This window comes from Nonomuraea sp. NPDC049784 (assembly GCF_040659615.1).
Classification (GTDB): Bacteria; Actinomycetota; Actinomycetes; order Streptosporangiales; family Streptosporangiaceae; genus Nonomuraea.
Map to the genome: position 1 here is coordinate 1 of NZ_JBFAMX010000250.1, position 14,501 is coordinate 14,501.

A 14,501-nucleotide genomic window follows, 5' to 3' on the forward strand; every position below is an offset into this window, starting at 1 on the left:
TGGGGATGTCACGCTCGGTGATTCTAGCGACACGGTTCGTGGTATCGCAGTGAGACGGGCAGCACATCGAGCGGGACCTGGACCGCGCCTCCGAACGAGGTGAGCATCCTGCGGCTGGTGACCAGCACCGCGCAGGTAGGGCTGCCCGGCAACAGCGGCCGTACCTGCGCCGCGTCGCGGGCATTGTCCAGCACGACGAGCAACCTCCTCCCGCCGGTCAGCGACCGGAAGCGGCCCGCGGCCTCCTCCACCTCCACCGGCACCGCCGAGTCGGCCACCCCTAGCGAGCGCAGGAACCGGCCGAGCGCCGCCAGCGGCGTGACGGGATCGACCTCCGGCGTGGCGCCCTGCAGGTTCACATACAGCTGGCCATCGGGGAAACGATCAGCAACGAAGTGGGCCACGTGGATGGCCAGGGCGGACTTACCGATCCCACCGATCCCGCTGATCTGGCAGATCCCCGTCCTGCTCCGCCCATCGCCACCGAGCAGGCCGGAAAGCCGCGCCACCTCGGCCGGACGCCCGATGAAGGTCGCCACGTCGGCCGGCAATTCGGCAGGAACCAGCCCTGCGTGCTCCGGGTTCCCACACGCCCATGACGGTGCGGCGGAGTCCGCCTCGAGGATCCGCCGATGGAGGTTCTGCAGCTCGGCACCCGGCTCGATCCCCAGCTCCTCCACCAGTCTGGCCCGGGCGTCTCGAAAGACCTCCAGCGCGGCGGCTCGCCTGCCGTTCTGGTACAGCGCCGTCATCATCAGATACGCCAGCCGCTCACGCAACGGATGCTCGCTCAGCAACATCGGCAGCTCGGCCAGCAGCTCGCGGTGACGGCCGGATCGCAGGTCGATCGCGATGCGTTCCTCGAGAGCGGCCAGCCGCTCCTCCCACAACGCCGCGCCTAACGCATCGTGCAGCCACTCACCCGCCACGTTCGCCAGCGGCGGCCCATGCCACAGGCGCAACGCTTGCCGGAGCAGCCCGCCCGCCTCCTCCGGGGCGCTCGACCTGGCCCGATCGACCAGGGTGCGGAACCGATACAGATCCACCAGCATCGGATCAAGGTCCAGGCGATAACCCGGCGGCGACGTGGCCAGTTCCGTATCTGGAACGGCGACCAGGACCCGCCGTAGCCTCGACACGTACCCATGAACGGCATTGCGCGCCGACACCGGCGGCTCCTGCCCCCACACCGCCTCCACCAGCCGGTCCAGAGAAACCACGCGACCCACGTTCAGCAGCAACATCGCCAACACCGAGCGCTGCTGCGCCGTGGAAGGCCCGATCAGCTTGTCCCGCGCCCACACCCCAACAGGCCCCAGCAGCCGAAACTCCGTCGTGTCCAATGCCCCTCCCACCCGACAACCATGGTCGACTTCTTGACCCATCGTTGCCTCACTTGTCATATGTCAGTTAACCGAACAGTCCCTGACTCGTGCTCCATATCAAGCCTGTGCGACCTGGTGGTCTTGAAGGACTGCGATGGCCCTTGCATGGATGGCTGGCCTTGCCGCGGCTGCAGCGTCGCTTGCGGAGGCTGCCAGCTCTTCACCTGGGTGTTCGCTCGTTCGCCGGGGCCGCGGAGCCGGGCGTGGGCGCGGTTGGGCGATGATCCCCGTATATGGTCGCCGCAGAGCTGGTCGTTTCCTTTTCCGATACCTGCCGATGGAGCTAGAAGCAGCGCTTGCCTAATGACGCGAGAACTCCCAACCCACCGGGTCCGCTACTTCCGCCACACCACTGGGTCGTCCCGGTAAGCGTCGTCGTCGAACTCCGCACCCACGATCTCCACACCCGACCGGGCACCCGTCAACCGGCAGGTATCGAAGGTGGCGCCAGCCCGTGCGAAGCCCTCCGGGGCCGACTTCCTCTCGCAGCCGCCTATGCCACCGGTCAGCACGGCACCAGTGGGGCCGCCGGTCGCGGTGAGCGGCTGCAGGTACGGAGCCGACATGAACGACTTGTCCGCACCGTCCACGTTCTCAACGGTGTAGCGGATGAAGTAGGGCACAATGCCCCTGGCCCGGGTGCCGAACTCCCGCTCGAACGCGGCCCGGTCGCCCTTCTCGACGGCGGTCACGGTGATCCCGACGTACCCGTTCCTATATGGCAGGATCGCCTGCTCACCGAGCCGGAGCCGGGTGCCCGCCTTTGTCGTCTTCCCCGGCTCTGCCGGCTCCGACCGGGCCTCGTCCGAGCCAGAGGACGCCTCCGGGTCGCCATCGCGTGGTTCTCCGGCGGGACTCTGCCTTGGCTCCTCCGCGGCCGCGCTGGTCTCGGGGGTTTGCCGGTCGGCGGCGGGCCTGAGGACGTCCCCCACGCCGCAGGCGGTGAGAGTCATGGCCGTCGCCGCGACAGCTGCCAGCAGCACGGCACGTGCGCGTGTCATGGAAATGGATCGCCTTCCTGTCCCGTGCCAGGGCGCGCCGCGCGGATCTCCAAGCACGGACGGCTGGCAAGCTGGGCGTCCGCACCATGCCGCGCATGGGCATCTGCGTGCCACCGCCCGCCCCGGCAGGTCGTGGTCATTCGTGGTCAGCCATCCTGGCGTGAGGCCCTGAAACGGCTCTGAAAACACCCTGAAACGGTCGGCACCTCAGGTGTCCGTGCAACGGGGAATCTCACCATCATCGGCTTGGGGCACGTGCCGGTCGGCAGCCCGACGAGCTGCAGCCCGCCCGGCACGGCGGGCGCCCAACCGCTCGGCGGTGTGCGTCCGGATACACCTCACCGAGGCATCCTGGTTCGCAGGAAAACCCGACCAGGCGGTCCGGCGGCACGGTCCGGAGACCCGCGACCGCAGCGGCATCGCCGTGCCGGCGGTCGAGTCGGTGCCCCAGGCCACCTGTTCCGCGCCGACGTTTCCCCCGACGGCGCCGTCCTGGCCACCAGCACATTCCGGGTGCCCGACCTGCCGTTCACCCTCGCCGACGGCGGCACGGTCGCCATCGGCATCTCGGAGCTTGGCACCCTGACCACGACGGTCGTCCGCTGCCTGGCCAAGATGCGCTGACCCCCGGTCCTCCGGCCGGATCTATCAGGTGTAAGCGATCAACCGGCCGCACGCGACCACACCCGTCCAGGTCACCAGGGAGACGGCTCCGGCGGCCCGGGCCGCTCGGGGCGGGCGGCGGTGCCCGTCCCACGTGCCCGCGCCGCGGTAGACGCCGAGGTGGAAGACGGCGGCGTTGAGGCCTGCCACCGCCAGCAGGGCGAGCTTGACCGGGGCCGCACCGGTCGCGGCGACCTCCCTGGCACCGGCCGCGAACATCGCCGCCCCGGACACGGCGGCAGTGGTGAACCCGGCCCAGGCCACGGGCAGCAGATGCCGGGCCGCCGCCACAACCGTGATCAAGCGCCGACCCGCACCGAGCAGCCGCAGGTCGAACAGCACCGCGGGGCCGACCAGCAGGGAGAGGCCCAGCAGGTGGACGATCTCCAGCGAGGAGTACACCCATGGCGTCACCCGCACGAACTCCGCCACCCACCACTCCTCCACCCAGCCGAGGACGTCGTATGGCCGGGGGCGGAGGATCATGCGGGGTCGCCGCCCTTCCTGCGCGCCCGCGCCACGACCGCCGCCGTCGCCCCTCCGACCAGGAAGACCCCGCCGATCAGCCACGGCAGCGGCCCGCCGGGGGCGTCGGCGGCCGTGCTGGCGGCCGTGTCGGCTGGGGAGGAGGCGCCCCCGGCCAGCGGGCGCGCGGGCAGGGGGACCGAACGTTGCCGGATGGCCCGGCCGTCCCCCCGGACGAGCAGCTCGGGCCGGAACTCGTCGGCGTGCTCGCGGTGCATGTACCCCACCGCCTCCAGACGCTCGCCCTCCGCCACCCGGTCGGGCATCCCCCAGGCCGACAGCCGTTCCACCGGGGCCAGGACCAGCACCAGCTCGCCGTCGGCGAGCTCGTCCGTCCCGTCGAACGCTCGCGTGCGGCGCAGCACCTCACGCCCGCCGAGTTCCTCCAGTTCGGCCGGGATGGCCCGCTCCGCCAGCCTGGCGGGCAGCGTCACCGGCCCGGACACGCGCAGCCGGACCTCCGGGTGCGGATTGCCCCACCGCACCTGGGTCACCGTTCCCGAGACGTAGAGCGGGCGTTCGGTGTGGAAGTCCTCCCAGCCGTGGTGCAGGACTCCGGCGGCCACCACCGCTCCAGCGATCATCAGCTTCATACGCCCAGCCTGGCCACTGGACCGGATCATGCCGGATCGGCAGCATAGTCAGGCCCCATTGATATAAATCGCATATGAATCTGCAGCAGCTCCGCTACGCCGTGGCGCTCGCCGAGGAGCTCAACTTCGGCCGGGCCGCGTTGCGCGAGGGCGTGCGGCAGCCGCCGTTCAGCCAGCAGATCGGCAGGCTGGAGGAGGAGCTCGGCGTGCGGCTGTTCGACCGGACGACCAGGCAGGTGCGGCTCACCCCTGCGGGCGAGGCGTTCGTGGCCGAGGCGCGCGTCAGCCTGGCCCACGCCGAGCTGGCCGCGGCGTCGGCCAGGAGGGCCGGCCGTGGCGAGGCGGGGCGGCTGGTGATCGGGTTCGTCGGCTCGGCGACCAACGTGACGCTGCCGAGGGTCCTGCGCCGCTTCCGCAGCCGCTATCCGGGCGTCGGGGTCGAGCTGCGCGAGCTGACCACCGCGCAGCAGGCCGAGGGGTTGCGACAGGGACTGCTCGACGTCGGCCTCCTGCACGCGCCGCTGGCTGGCCCGGCCGCCGAGGTGCTGTCGACCCAAACTGTGTCCCGCGAGCTGTTGCTGGCAGCCCTGCCCCGCGACCATCCGCTCTCCCGGCGTACCCCGCTCCCGGCCTCGGCACTGGCCGGCGAGCCGTTCGTGCTGTTCCCCCGGCGCTACGGCGCCGGCCTGCACGACCAGATCATGGCGGTGGCCAGGGCGGCCGGTTTCGAGCCCCGGATCGTCCAGGAGGCCGTGCAGATGCAGACGATCGTCAGCCTGGTGGCGGCGGGGATCGGCGTGTCGATCGTGCCTGAGTCGGTGGCCCGGCTGCGGCGCGGCGACGTGGTCTTCCGGCCGCTGTCACCGGCGACCAGGGTCGTCACGCTCGACGTGACCTGGCGCATCGGCGATTCGAACCCTGCGGTGCACAACTTCCGCTCCCTGTTCCCCACGCGGGTCGGCTGATCTTCACGGGGGTCGGGTGTCCGTGCAGCGGCCTCGCGGAGGCGTTCGGCCCGGCGGCGCAGGTTCTCGGCGGTGTGCAGGCACGGCTCCTGCAGGTCGGCCAGTTCGCGCCGCGGCAGCACCACCTGCGCGAGGTAGTGCTGGGCGGCCGGGCCCGTCCAGTAGCGCCTCCGTCCTCATCCGCCAGTGGAGCGCCCCGATGGAGACCTTCTCCGGCGCGATCTGGCAGAGCCAACGCACCACACACCGGTTCACCGACAACACGACCTGAACAGGTTCACCCGCAACCGCTAGACAGACTCCGACTCGGTGTGATGCTCCTGGGGCTGGTGGCGGTAGGCGTCCATCAGGGTGTTGTCGATGTCCGCGAGCTTCTCAGGGAAGGGGACCTGGTCCATGTCGAGAAGACCGAGGTCGCGGCGCGCGGAGTTGAGGAACCCGTGTTCTGCGGTGAACAGGCTCTCATCAAGATCGCTCGGCACCTGGCCGGGGCCGTAGACGGCGCGAGCCACAGCAACACGGCGCGCGATGCTGGCGAGGAAATGCGCCCTATTCAGGGTCTCCTGATCTTGAGCCGCCATCTGGACTGCGGTGAAGGACGCTTCCATCTTCGTCTGGTACGCAGCGCCGTCTTGGCCTATTGCGGGGGTGAGACGCGTTCCCTCAGGGTGCATCCACACCTCGACCCGGGCGTCTGGCCCGGAGACGAATGACCGGTACTCCCTGACCGCGGTCACGAAATCGGCATACGTCGTGCGACGCGCGTCTCGCCAGCGTCGTTGTTCCTCGCGCTTCCATGCCCGATCTTGCGCCCGAGACGACAGCAGACCACCCAGCCCGACTCCAGCCAGAGCCATCAAGCCGCTCAGCCAGACCGCAATGTCCATGAACGCCTCCGGATCGACCGTAGTTGACGATCACGCTAGGCGACTTGCGGTGAGGGAGGGAAGACCAGCGTCGGCTCACCGACAACAACACCTGAACAACACCACCAGAACCCATCCGCATCAACCTGTCCCGCTGCAGGTCACGCGCGTCTCGTTCCGCCAGCTTCACCCGGAAGGGACAACAGCTGATCGGCCGGAGCTGCGGCGGCGGGAGCGTCTCGTTAGGGGTCTGCTCAACGAGACACCTTCGGACGCGAACGCGAGACGACCAACCTGCGGCAACGCCATCTCAGATAGGTGGAACTGGTAGCTGACCTCCCGCCGCACCGGCTGCGCACTACACCGCCGCCGGTCCGAAGTCCTCCTCGAAGTAGCTGTCGTGCCGCACACGGAACTCCTTGAGTTCCTCACTGCCGCGCTGCGCCATCTCTGCGACCCTTTCGAAGAACTCCTCGCGCGGGGCGCCCGGGGAGAAGAGCATGAGCATCGATGTGGGGTCGTCCGTCACGTTCTTGAAGGCGTGCAGGCCGCCGACCGGCACGTACAGGAAGTCACCGGCGCGGCCCGTCACCTGCGACGGGCGAGCACACCCTGGGCATGCGAAGGTCTGGTCAGCCCTGACGAGCCGGGCGCCGCTTACTGATCCCGAACCTCGGGCGCGGTGCCGCCGCGTCCGAGGTCCGGGATCCCGACGGCGCTACTTCTTCGTCAGCCATTTCTTGAAGTGCACGCCGACCGGCTTCTCCGCGAACCCCTTACTGGAAGCACCTCCGGTGATGAGTCTGGTCTTGAAGCTGTACCGGGCGAAGCACGGGTACGCCTCCAAGTGACCCCGCTTCCCGCTGGGCACCGCGTAGCTGCCGACGATGGAGATGGAGTAACTCTTGGTCACGTCGAAGCCCATTTCCGCGGAGATGGCGCCCGCGCCGACGCCCGTCTTGGCGGACCAGGTCGCCGAGACGGAGCCGGTCAGGTTCATGCGCAGCGTAAACGGGCCCGTGGCGCTGACCCCTTTGAGCTTGTCAACGGTTTGCGTCTTGCAGACCTCGCCCAGATATGTCTTTCCGTAGACCTCGAACAACGGCTTGGCGGCCGTCACGGTCGTGGCGGCGGCCGCAGGGCCGCCGGCGCCGACGATTCCGGCAATGGACGCGAGCGCCAACGCGGTCACCATGGATGGACGATTCACCGGTTCCTCATTTCTCTGCCGCACGGGTGGCCCCGAACGCCGCCCAGTCAACGAGCCGGTGCTGAAACGCCACTGAAACGGGGCTGAAGGGAGAAACTCGAGGGACCCTGAAACTTGGCCGTTGGGGTTGACCTGGGGTTTGGCGTTCCCGTTCTGGCGGGCATGATCGCTGTTCATGGCGCTGCGGTTGCTTTATCTGATCTTCGTCCTGTGGGGCTCAAGAACTCGAATCACCTGCCCTCATCCTGCGCATGGCCGCAGAGAACCCGGGATGGGGCCACCGGCGCATCCACGGTGAACTGACCCGCCTCGGTCACACGATCTCGGCTTCTACCGTGGGGAACATCCTGAACCGGGCCGGGATCGACCCCGCTCCGCGCCGCAGTGGGCCGACGAGGAAGCAGTTCCTGACCGCCCAGGCCGAGCACATTATCGCCGTCGACTTCCTGCACGTGGACACCATCAGGCTTTCGACGCGGTCTTCGCCGACGCCGGCCTGCGGGTAATCACGAGTCCACCGCAGGCCCCGCAAGCGAATGCACACTGCGAAAGGATCACCGGTACCCTGCGCCGCGAACTCCTGGACAGAGTGCTCATCCTCAAAGAACACCATCTCTGCCGAACCCTCTCCCACACGTGCACTGCGGGATCAAAGGTCTGGGGCGCGCTGGGCGACTTGCGTGCTCAGCCTGACATCCCGGAGGAGGTGTAACCCTCGACGAAGCGGCGTTGCAGAGCGAGGAACAGCGCGAGCGGCGGCAGAACCATGATCAGCCCGGCTGCGCTGACGAGTGCCCAGTCGGGGGAGAAGCCCTGCTGGAAGGAGTAGAGCGACAGCGAGACCGGCAGGCTCTCGCTGTCCTGGATGAACGTCACGGCCAGCAGGAACTCGTTGTACGCCTGCAGCCCCGCGATCAGACCCGCCGTGAGCACGCCCGGCCAGATCAACGGGAAGACGATACGGATGAACAGCCGCAGCTCTCCCGCGCCGTCGAGACGCGCTGCGGCTTCATACTCCCTGGGGACGGCGAGCAGGAACGAGCGGATCAGCAACGTGGCGAACGGACTGTAGATGGCCCAGTAGATGACGATCAGACCGAACCTGCTGTCGTACAGCCCGAGCTTCGTCCACAGGGACAGCAGCGGCACGAGGAACAGCTGGATGGGCAGGGAACTGGCGACCAGCAGGTAGAGGATGAACAGCCCGGGTTTGGGCAGGTCGAGCCGGCCGAGTGCGTAGGCCGCGCAGCCCGAGATGACGCAGACCCCTGCCGCGGTCGATACCGCGATGATCGCGCTGTTGACCAGCCCCACGCCCATGTTCGCGTCGGCCCAGGCGGTCGCGAAGTTCTCCCAGCGGAACTCGCCGGGCAGGCCGAGGGGATTCTCGCTGATCTCGCTCGGAGTCTTCAGCGAGGCCAGGACGAAGACCAGCATCGGGCCGAGCGCGTAGACGGCCAGGACGGTCAGGATCAGGTAGGCGAACGGGCGCCGGGTCATATCTCCCACCTCAGGCGGCGGCGCAGGTAGAGGTAGCCGCCGACGGTGACAGCGCTGATCAGGGTCAGGATGACACCGATCGCCGAGGCGTAGCCGGCCTGCTGTTCGCTGAACGCGGCGCGGTACATCACGGTGCTGAGCACGTCGGTCGCGCTGGCGGGACCTCCTTGGGTCAGGATGTAGATGTAGTCGAAGACCAGGAACGACCAGATGACGGTCATCAGCGAGAGGAACATGAAGGTCGGGCGGATCGACGGCAGGGTGATGTGCCAGAACTCCCGCCAGCTACCCGCGCCGTCCATCCGGGCGGCCTCGTACAGTGACGGCTCGATCGACTGCATGGCCGCCAGGAAGATCACGACCAGGAAGCCCCACCACTGCCAGTTGTTGATGAAGGCCACCGCGCCGAGGGCGAGCCGACCGTCACCGAGGAAGTTCACGTCCCCGAGCCACGGCATGCCGAGGCCGGCGAGGGCGGGCGCGAGACCGCTGGTCGGGCTGAGGATCTGCCGCCAGATGGCGGCCGATACGACGGTCGCGATCACGTACGGGATGAAGTAGAGCAGCCGGAACAGCATCTGGCCGCGCCGGATCCTGGACAGCAGGAAGGCGCCGAGCAGCCCCATCGACATCGGCACGACCAGGAAGAAGGCTGTCCAGAGCAGGTTGTGCAGCAGGGCCCCGCGGAAGTCGGGGCTGCCGAACAGCGCCATGTAGTTGGCGAGCCCGACGAAGTGCGCTTCGTCGAGGCCGTCCCAGTTGGTGAAGGAGTAGTAGACCGACATCAGGCCGGGCCCGGCGACGACGAGCAGGTTCACGAGCAGCAGGGGGGCGATGAACAGCCAGGCCGTCAGCCGGGCGCGGGCACGGGGCGCGCTCACGACTCGGGGGCGAACGGCTTGGCCACCGCGCCCGCCGCGAGCTCGGCTGCAAAGGTCTTCTGCAGTCCGGCGCAGAAGTCGGCCGGTGACATCGCACCCGTGATGACCTTGTCGAACTCGGTGTAGAGGTAGGTGTCCGTCTTCGGCGGGACGAAGCTCCAGCTCGCGTAGCCCAGGTTCGTGGTTTCGGGGATGGCCTTGTACAACCGCGCGACCCGCTCGTCCATGCCGGCCGGGTAGGCGTCGGCGGAGACCTTGAGGGGCGGCGGGTTGGTGCCGGTCGTGGCGAGGAAACCGAGCATGCGCTTGGGATCGGCGATGAGATAGTCGATGAACTCGGCCGCCCCCGCCGGGTTCTCCGAACGCGCGTTGATCGACAGCGTGGTGCCGATCGCCAGCGGGAAGACCCCCGGGAGCACGCCGTCACCGAGCGAGGGCAGCGGCGCCCAGTCCCATTTCTTGCCGCCGGTGAAGAACGTGTCGGCCGAGTCGAAGCTCCACGTCCCCGTCATGTACATGGCGACCTTGCCGCCGGCCAGACCGGTGAACATGTCGGTGTCGGTGTTGGTGAAGTAGCGGTCGGCGCCGCCGCCCCACCAGCCCTTGTCGATCTGTGCCTTGAACAGGGTGATGGCGTCGACGAAGACCTTGTCGTCCCACGGTCGTGCGCCAGTGAGCGCTTCGTGGATGGCCTTCGGGCCCACGGCGGCGTTGAGCACGCAGGTCAGGTACCACTCGCTCTGCGCCTTGTAGCCGCTGTTGCCCGCACCCACGGGGATCAGGCCCGCGCTTTTGGCAGCGGCGCACACGGCCTCGAACTCGGCCAGCGTGGTCGGCACCTTCCAGCCGTGCTTGGCGAAGGTGTCGGGGTTGTAGTAGAGCACCAGCGAGCCGTAGCCGACGGGCACGGAGTGGAGCTTGCCGTCGATCTTGCTGACTTCGTAGGCCCACGGCAGCAGCTTGTCCTGCCAGCCGTACTTTGTGGCGTATTGGTCGAGCGCCGCGGTCTTGGAGCTCTTGGCGAAGGACAGGGCGGCCGAGGGGCCGTCGGCGTAGACGATGTCGGGGCCTTTGCCCGCCGCCACCGCGGTGTTGGTCAGGTTGCCCAGCGTCATGAGTTGCTTGACGTCCATCTTGACGCGGACGTCCGTCGCGCTCTTGTTGAAGGCGTCGACGAGGTTCTGGCGGAAGTACTTCTCGCCGTCGGGCGTGGCGAAGGCGGCCCAGTAGGTGACGCTCTTGGCGCTGGAGGACGAGGACGAGCTGCCGCACGCGGCGAGTGCCCAACTGGCGGCCGCCGTGGCGCCGCTCAGCTTGAGGAAGTCACGGCGGGCGAGATTGACGGACATGGGGGTTCTCCTTACGAACGGCTAGGACGAGTCGCGGACGATGAGCCGGTGAGCGAGGACGATCTCGCGTGCCGTGTCGTCGTACTCGCCGGCCAGCCGGTCGAGCAGAAGACGTGCGCAGGTCCTGCCGATCTCGCGAGCCGGGTTGAGCACTGTGGTCAGGGCGGGGGTGATGAGGGAGGCGGCCTCGATGTCGTCGTAGCCGGTGATGGCCACGTCGCCGGGGACGGACAGGCCGAGCTGCCTGGTCACGTCGAGCGCTCCGACGGCGATCAGGTCATTGGCGCAGACCAGGGCGTCGGGGCGGGAGGAGCGGGAGAGTAGGGCTCTGGCTCCTTCCGCGCCGCCCGCCCGGGTGAACGTGCCCGAGTGGATCAGGTCGGGCAGGATCGGCCGGCCGGCCTCGCGTAGCGCCCGTTCGTAGCCCTCGAGCCTGATCTGGCTCGGGTGGGCGTGGGGCTCGCCGTTGAGGAACGCGACGCGCTGGTATCCCCGATCGATGAGGTGGCTGACCACGTCGTGCACGCCGCTGGTGTCGTCGGCCCTGACGATGTCGCCGAACTCGGCGCGGAACCGGCCGCCCAGCCGTACGAGCTTGGTGCCGGACTTTCTGATCTTGTCGATGTCGCTGTCCGTGGCGCCGTACGTGGCCAGCACGATGCCGTCCACCCTGCGGGCCAGCACGTGCCGTACGACCTCGGGCAGGGCCCGGCTGGGCAGTGCCGCGTCGGTGACGGACAGCAGGTAGCCGCTCGACATCAGCACGTCCTGCAGCCCCGCGGCGACCAGCGGGTAGAACGGGTTGGTCAGGTCGGGGACGATCAGCGCGATCGACTCGCTGCGGTGCGTGCGCAGGCTGCGGGCCGACGGGTTAGGCCGGTAGCCGAGCTCCTCGATGACCGCCTCCACCTTGGCCCTGGTGCGGGCGCTGACCGGTCTGCGGCCGCTCAGCACGTGGGACACGGTCGTTACGCTGACTCCGGCGGCTGCGGCGACGGCGGCAATGTCAGGGCGCCCGCCTGCTTCCTTCATCTCGCCCCCAGAATCCAAATCGATTTGTGTCGTAGCATGGAGTGCGCTCCATTCTCCGGTCAAGAGGGCGGTGTAACGATCCGGTTTCCAGAGGTTGTCGCAGGCAGGATCCTGTCCGGGAGAGGGCGTGCGCTGCTAGCGTGTGCGGCATTATGCAAAACGATGCGACTCTTGGAGAGTGAGTGACCACCCTGGACCGGTGCCGAGGCGCGCTCCTCGGCCTCGCGGTCGGCGATGCTCTCGGCGCGCCCACCGAAGGCATGACACCCGCTGAGATCCGAGCACGCTACGGCAGGGTCACCGACTTCCTCACCGAGGACGCGGCCGGCACCGACGACACCGAGTACGCGGTCCTCTGCGCCCGGGGCCTGCTCGCCCACGGCAGGGGCATCACCCCCGATGACGTGGCCGGCGTCTGGCTGGACACGGTCGCGGCGCAGCAGGGCGGTTTCCACGGCGCCGGCTTCAGCGAGATGGTCGCCATCGCCAATCTGCGTTCGGGGCTGCGGCCGCCGCAGAGCGGGAGCGACAGCTACGAGATGTGGAGCGACGGCGCCGCGATGCGGGTCGCCCCCGTCGGCATCCTCTGCATGGGCGACCCCGACGAGGCCGCCAGGATCGCGGCCGTGGACGCGTCGGTCAGCCACGCCCGCGACGGCGTCTTCTGCGCCCAGGCGGTTGCCGCTGCCGTCGCCGCCGCGATCACCGCGGGCGACCACCGCGACGTGATCGACGCGGGCGTGCGCGCGCTGCCGCCGGACTCGTGGTCGGCGCGGCTGGTGGGCAGGGCGCTCGACGTGACCGCCGCGGCGAGCTCGCCTGCCGCGGCGGAGGAAGCCCTGTACGCGGAGATCCCGCTGTTCCACTACCCCTGGGCCGACGCCGCCCCCGAGGCGGTCGCGCTGGCTTTCGGCCTGTTCGCCGTCCATCAGGGGGATTTCGCCCGGGTAGTGCTGGCGGGGGTCAACATCGGCCGCGACTCCGACACCATCGCCGCCATCGCTGGCGCCATGGCGGGCGCCCTGCACGGCGCCCAGGCCATCCCCGAACGGTGGCGGGCCCAAGTGACACGCGTGAGCGGACGATGCATCACCGCCACCGCCGGCACGGACCTCGTCGAACTGGCCGACCAGCTGCATGAGGCCGGCCGACGGACTTCGGCACCCAGAGAGGTGGCCGTCAATGGGCTTTGACGGACAGGGACCCTCCGACCACGCCCGGGACGCGCGGCACGAGCGTGCGGCCGGCGCCCTGCTCGGCCTGGCCGCGGGCGACGCCGCGGGACTCCCCGCCCAGTTCCACCGCAGGGCCAGATCGGAGTGGGCCCGTGCCGCAGGGTGGAGGCTCTCGGCCGCACTGGACGAACAGCGGGTCTCGCGCCCGTTGCTACCGTTCACGCTCGGCATCGGTGACGACATCCCGCTGTCTCCCACGGACGACGCCGAGACCGCGGCCGTGGCCGCGCTGGTGCTTCTCGAGGAGCCGCGACACGATTCGGCCGCGCTCTTCGCCGGATGGCGCAAGCGCATGTCGGACGACGTCTGGACCGGGGTGGCCGAACGCTCCGCGATCATCAACAGCGCCAGAGGTCTCACGCCGCCCGCCACCGGCAACGACAATCCTGTTCACTACTCTGACAGCGCCGTACCCGCCGCAGTGTCGATCGGCCTCTACTACGCCGGTGACCCGGCCAAGGCCGCCGAGGTCGCGCGACGCTACGCCGAGATCACCCACGCCGAGGACGGAGTCTGGGCCGCTCAGGCCATGGCTGTGGCCATCGCGTCGCTGGTCGGTGGCGCCCACCTCAGCGACGCGCTGCAAGCGGCGGCCGGCGCGATCCCCGAGGGGAGCTGGACCGCCCGCAACCTCGCCAGGGCAGCCCACGTCCGCGAGTCGGCACGCTCGGCCTTCGACGCCGTCCCTGGCCTGGTCGAGCAGCTTAGCCCGGCCGTTTACAGCCATGGGGGAGTGGCCGCCGAGACCTTGCCCACGGCCTTCGTCCTGGCCGAACTGGCCGACGGCGACCTCGCCACGGGCCTCGGCTCGGCCGCGCTGGTCGCACGGCAGTCCGACAGCATGCCCGCCATGGTGGGCGCACTGTGCGGCGCGGCGTCCGGAGCCGCCGCCGTGCCCGACACGTGGCGCCGGCATGTCGACAAGATCGCGGGCGTCCTGGTTCCCGACCTGAAGGGGCTCAGCCTCACCGCTCTCGCGGGTCGCCTGCTGGACGCGCCTGACGCGGACTCGTCTCCTCGTCCAGGGCAGCGCCCGGTGGACGTCCACGGGCCGTGAGGCGGCGGTGACGGTCGATTCGCGTGCTCAGGCCGGGTGGTTCGTCGGCGATCTCAGCCCCACCGCTCCTCCGCGCCATCACGCCCACTCCGGAGAGCGGCGCGGCGCCGTCCCTCCGGAGCGACTCGTGGATGGCCGTGACCGCACGCTCATCGGCATCCGCCTCAGAGGCTTGAGGTCGGTTTCGCGGCGCCGGCCTCCCTTGGATCGACTGTGATGACGGTGCTCACAACAGTCCT

15 protein-coding genes and 1 pseudogene are annotated in these 14,501 nt (G+C 69.2%); 4 read left to right on the top strand and 12 right to left on the bottom strand.

The features are described 5' to 3' along the window. Window positions 1-23 precede the first annotated feature (23 nt). The 5 genes and pseudogenes from AB0J09_RS36175 to AB0J09_RS36195 form a co-directional block, all read right to left on the bottom strand. The gene (locus tag AB0J09_RS36175) at window positions 24-1,343 is read right to left on the bottom strand and encodes a BTAD domain-containing putative transcriptional regulator (protein ID WP_360701002.1); all 1,320 of its coding nucleotides are present in this window, start codon (window positions 1,341-1,343) and stop codon (window positions 24-26) included. Between the two features lie 172 nt (window positions 1,344-1,515). Continuing rightward, a pseudogene (locus AB0J09_RS36180) lies at window positions 1,516-1,600 on the bottom strand (IS5/IS1182 family transposase); the annotation flags it as partial. Window positions 1,601-1,720: 120 nt separating this feature from the next. Further along, window positions 1,721-2,386, bottom strand: coding sequence for a hypothetical protein (locus tag AB0J09_RS36185; protein ID WP_360701005.1), 666 nt, complete (start codon window positions 2,384-2,386; stop codon window positions 1,721-1,723). Between the two features lie 648 nt (window positions 2,387-3,034). Next, complete coding sequence (locus tag AB0J09_RS36190; protein WP_360701008.1) at window positions 3,035-3,535, bottom strand: hypothetical protein; 501 nt, start codon at window positions 3,533-3,535, stop codon at window positions 3,035-3,037. Continuing rightward, on the bottom strand, window positions 3,532-4,167 hold the full coding sequence (locus AB0J09_RS36195; RefSeq protein WP_360701011.1) for a DUF6152 family protein: 636 nt from the start codon (window positions 4,165-4,167) through the stop codon (window positions 3,532-3,534). The genes AB0J09_RS36190 and AB0J09_RS36195 overlap by 4 nt, the downstream gene beginning before the upstream one ends. A gap of 74 nt (window positions 4,168-4,241) precedes the next feature. Here AB0J09_RS36195 and AB0J09_RS36200 point away from each other — a divergent pair, with 74 nt between their 5' ends. Further along, on the top strand, window positions 4,242-5,132 hold the full coding sequence (locus AB0J09_RS36200; protein ID WP_360701014.1) for a LysR family transcriptional regulator: 891 nt from the start codon (window positions 4,242-4,244) through the stop codon (window positions 5,130-5,132). A gap of 290 nt (window positions 5,133-5,422) precedes the next feature. On the opposite strand, the gene AB0J09_RS36205 is transcribed toward AB0J09_RS36200, so the two are convergent. The 3 genes from AB0J09_RS36205 to AB0J09_RS36215 form a co-directional block, all read right to left on the bottom strand. Beyond that, a complete protein-coding gene (locus tag AB0J09_RS36205; RefSeq protein ID WP_360701016.1) occupies window positions 5,423-6,019 on the bottom strand; it encodes a hypothetical protein in 597 nt (198 codons plus the stop codon). Window positions 6,020-6,356: 337 nt separating this feature from the next. Next, a complete protein-coding gene (locus tag AB0J09_RS36210; RefSeq protein WP_360701019.1) occupies window positions 6,357-6,590 on the bottom strand; it encodes a hypothetical protein in 234 nt (77 codons plus the stop codon). Window positions 6,591-6,716: 126 nt separating this feature from the next. After that, window positions 6,717-7,193: a hypothetical protein gene (locus AB0J09_RS36215; RefSeq protein WP_360701022.1), complete on the bottom strand. Its 477-nt coding sequence runs from the start codon at window positions 7,191-7,193 to the stop codon at window positions 6,717-6,719. A gap of 266 nt (window positions 7,194-7,459) precedes the next feature. Between AB0J09_RS36215 and AB0J09_RS36220 the strand changes: the two genes are divergently transcribed. Beyond that, complete coding sequence (locus AB0J09_RS36220) at window positions 7,460-7,714, top strand: hypothetical protein (protein WP_360701025.1); 255 nt, start codon at window positions 7,460-7,462, stop codon at window positions 7,712-7,714. A gap of 178 nt (window positions 7,715-7,892) precedes the next feature. Here the strand turns inward: AB0J09_RS36220 and AB0J09_RS36225 are convergent, their stop codons facing one another. Genes AB0J09_RS36225 through AB0J09_RS36240 form a run of 4 tightly spaced genes read right to left on the bottom strand, consistent with a single transcriptional unit; the run spans window position 7,893 to window position 11,970 of the window. Next, window positions 7,893-8,708: a carbohydrate ABC transporter permease gene (locus tag AB0J09_RS36225; RefSeq protein WP_360701028.1), complete on the bottom strand. Its 816-nt coding sequence runs from the start codon at window positions 8,706-8,708 to the stop codon at window positions 7,893-7,895. Next, a complete protein-coding gene (locus AB0J09_RS36230) occupies window positions 8,705-9,589 on the bottom strand; it encodes a sugar ABC transporter permease (protein ID WP_360701030.1) in 885 nt (294 codons plus the stop codon). The genes AB0J09_RS36225 and AB0J09_RS36230 overlap by 4 nt, the downstream gene beginning before the upstream one ends. Beyond that, entirely contained in the window at window positions 9,586-10,938 is a 1,353-nt protein-coding gene (locus AB0J09_RS36235) for an extracellular solute-binding protein (RefSeq protein WP_360701033.1), read from the bottom strand. The genes AB0J09_RS36230 and AB0J09_RS36235 overlap by 4 nt, the downstream gene beginning before the upstream one ends. Before the next feature lie 21 nt (window positions 10,939-10,959). Then, window positions 10,960-11,970, bottom strand: a complete 1,011-nt coding sequence (locus tag AB0J09_RS36240; RefSeq protein WP_360701036.1) for a LacI family DNA-binding transcriptional regulator — start codon at window positions 11,968-11,970, stop codon at window positions 10,960-10,962. Window positions 11,971-12,152: 182 nt separating this feature from the next. On the opposite strand from AB0J09_RS36240, the gene AB0J09_RS36245 reads away from it, so the two are divergent. Then, window positions 12,153-13,163: an ADP-ribosylglycohydrolase family protein gene (locus AB0J09_RS36245; RefSeq protein WP_360701039.1), complete on the top strand. Its 1,011-nt coding sequence runs from the start codon at window positions 12,153-12,155 to the stop codon at window positions 13,161-13,163. Beyond that, window positions 13,153-14,262, top strand: coding sequence for an ADP-ribosylglycohydrolase family protein (locus tag AB0J09_RS36250; protein ID WP_360701042.1), 1,110 nt, complete (start codon window positions 13,153-13,155; stop codon window positions 14,260-14,262). The genes AB0J09_RS36245 and AB0J09_RS36250 overlap by 11 nt, the downstream gene beginning before the upstream one ends. Window positions 14,263-14,501 lie beyond the last annotated feature (239 nt).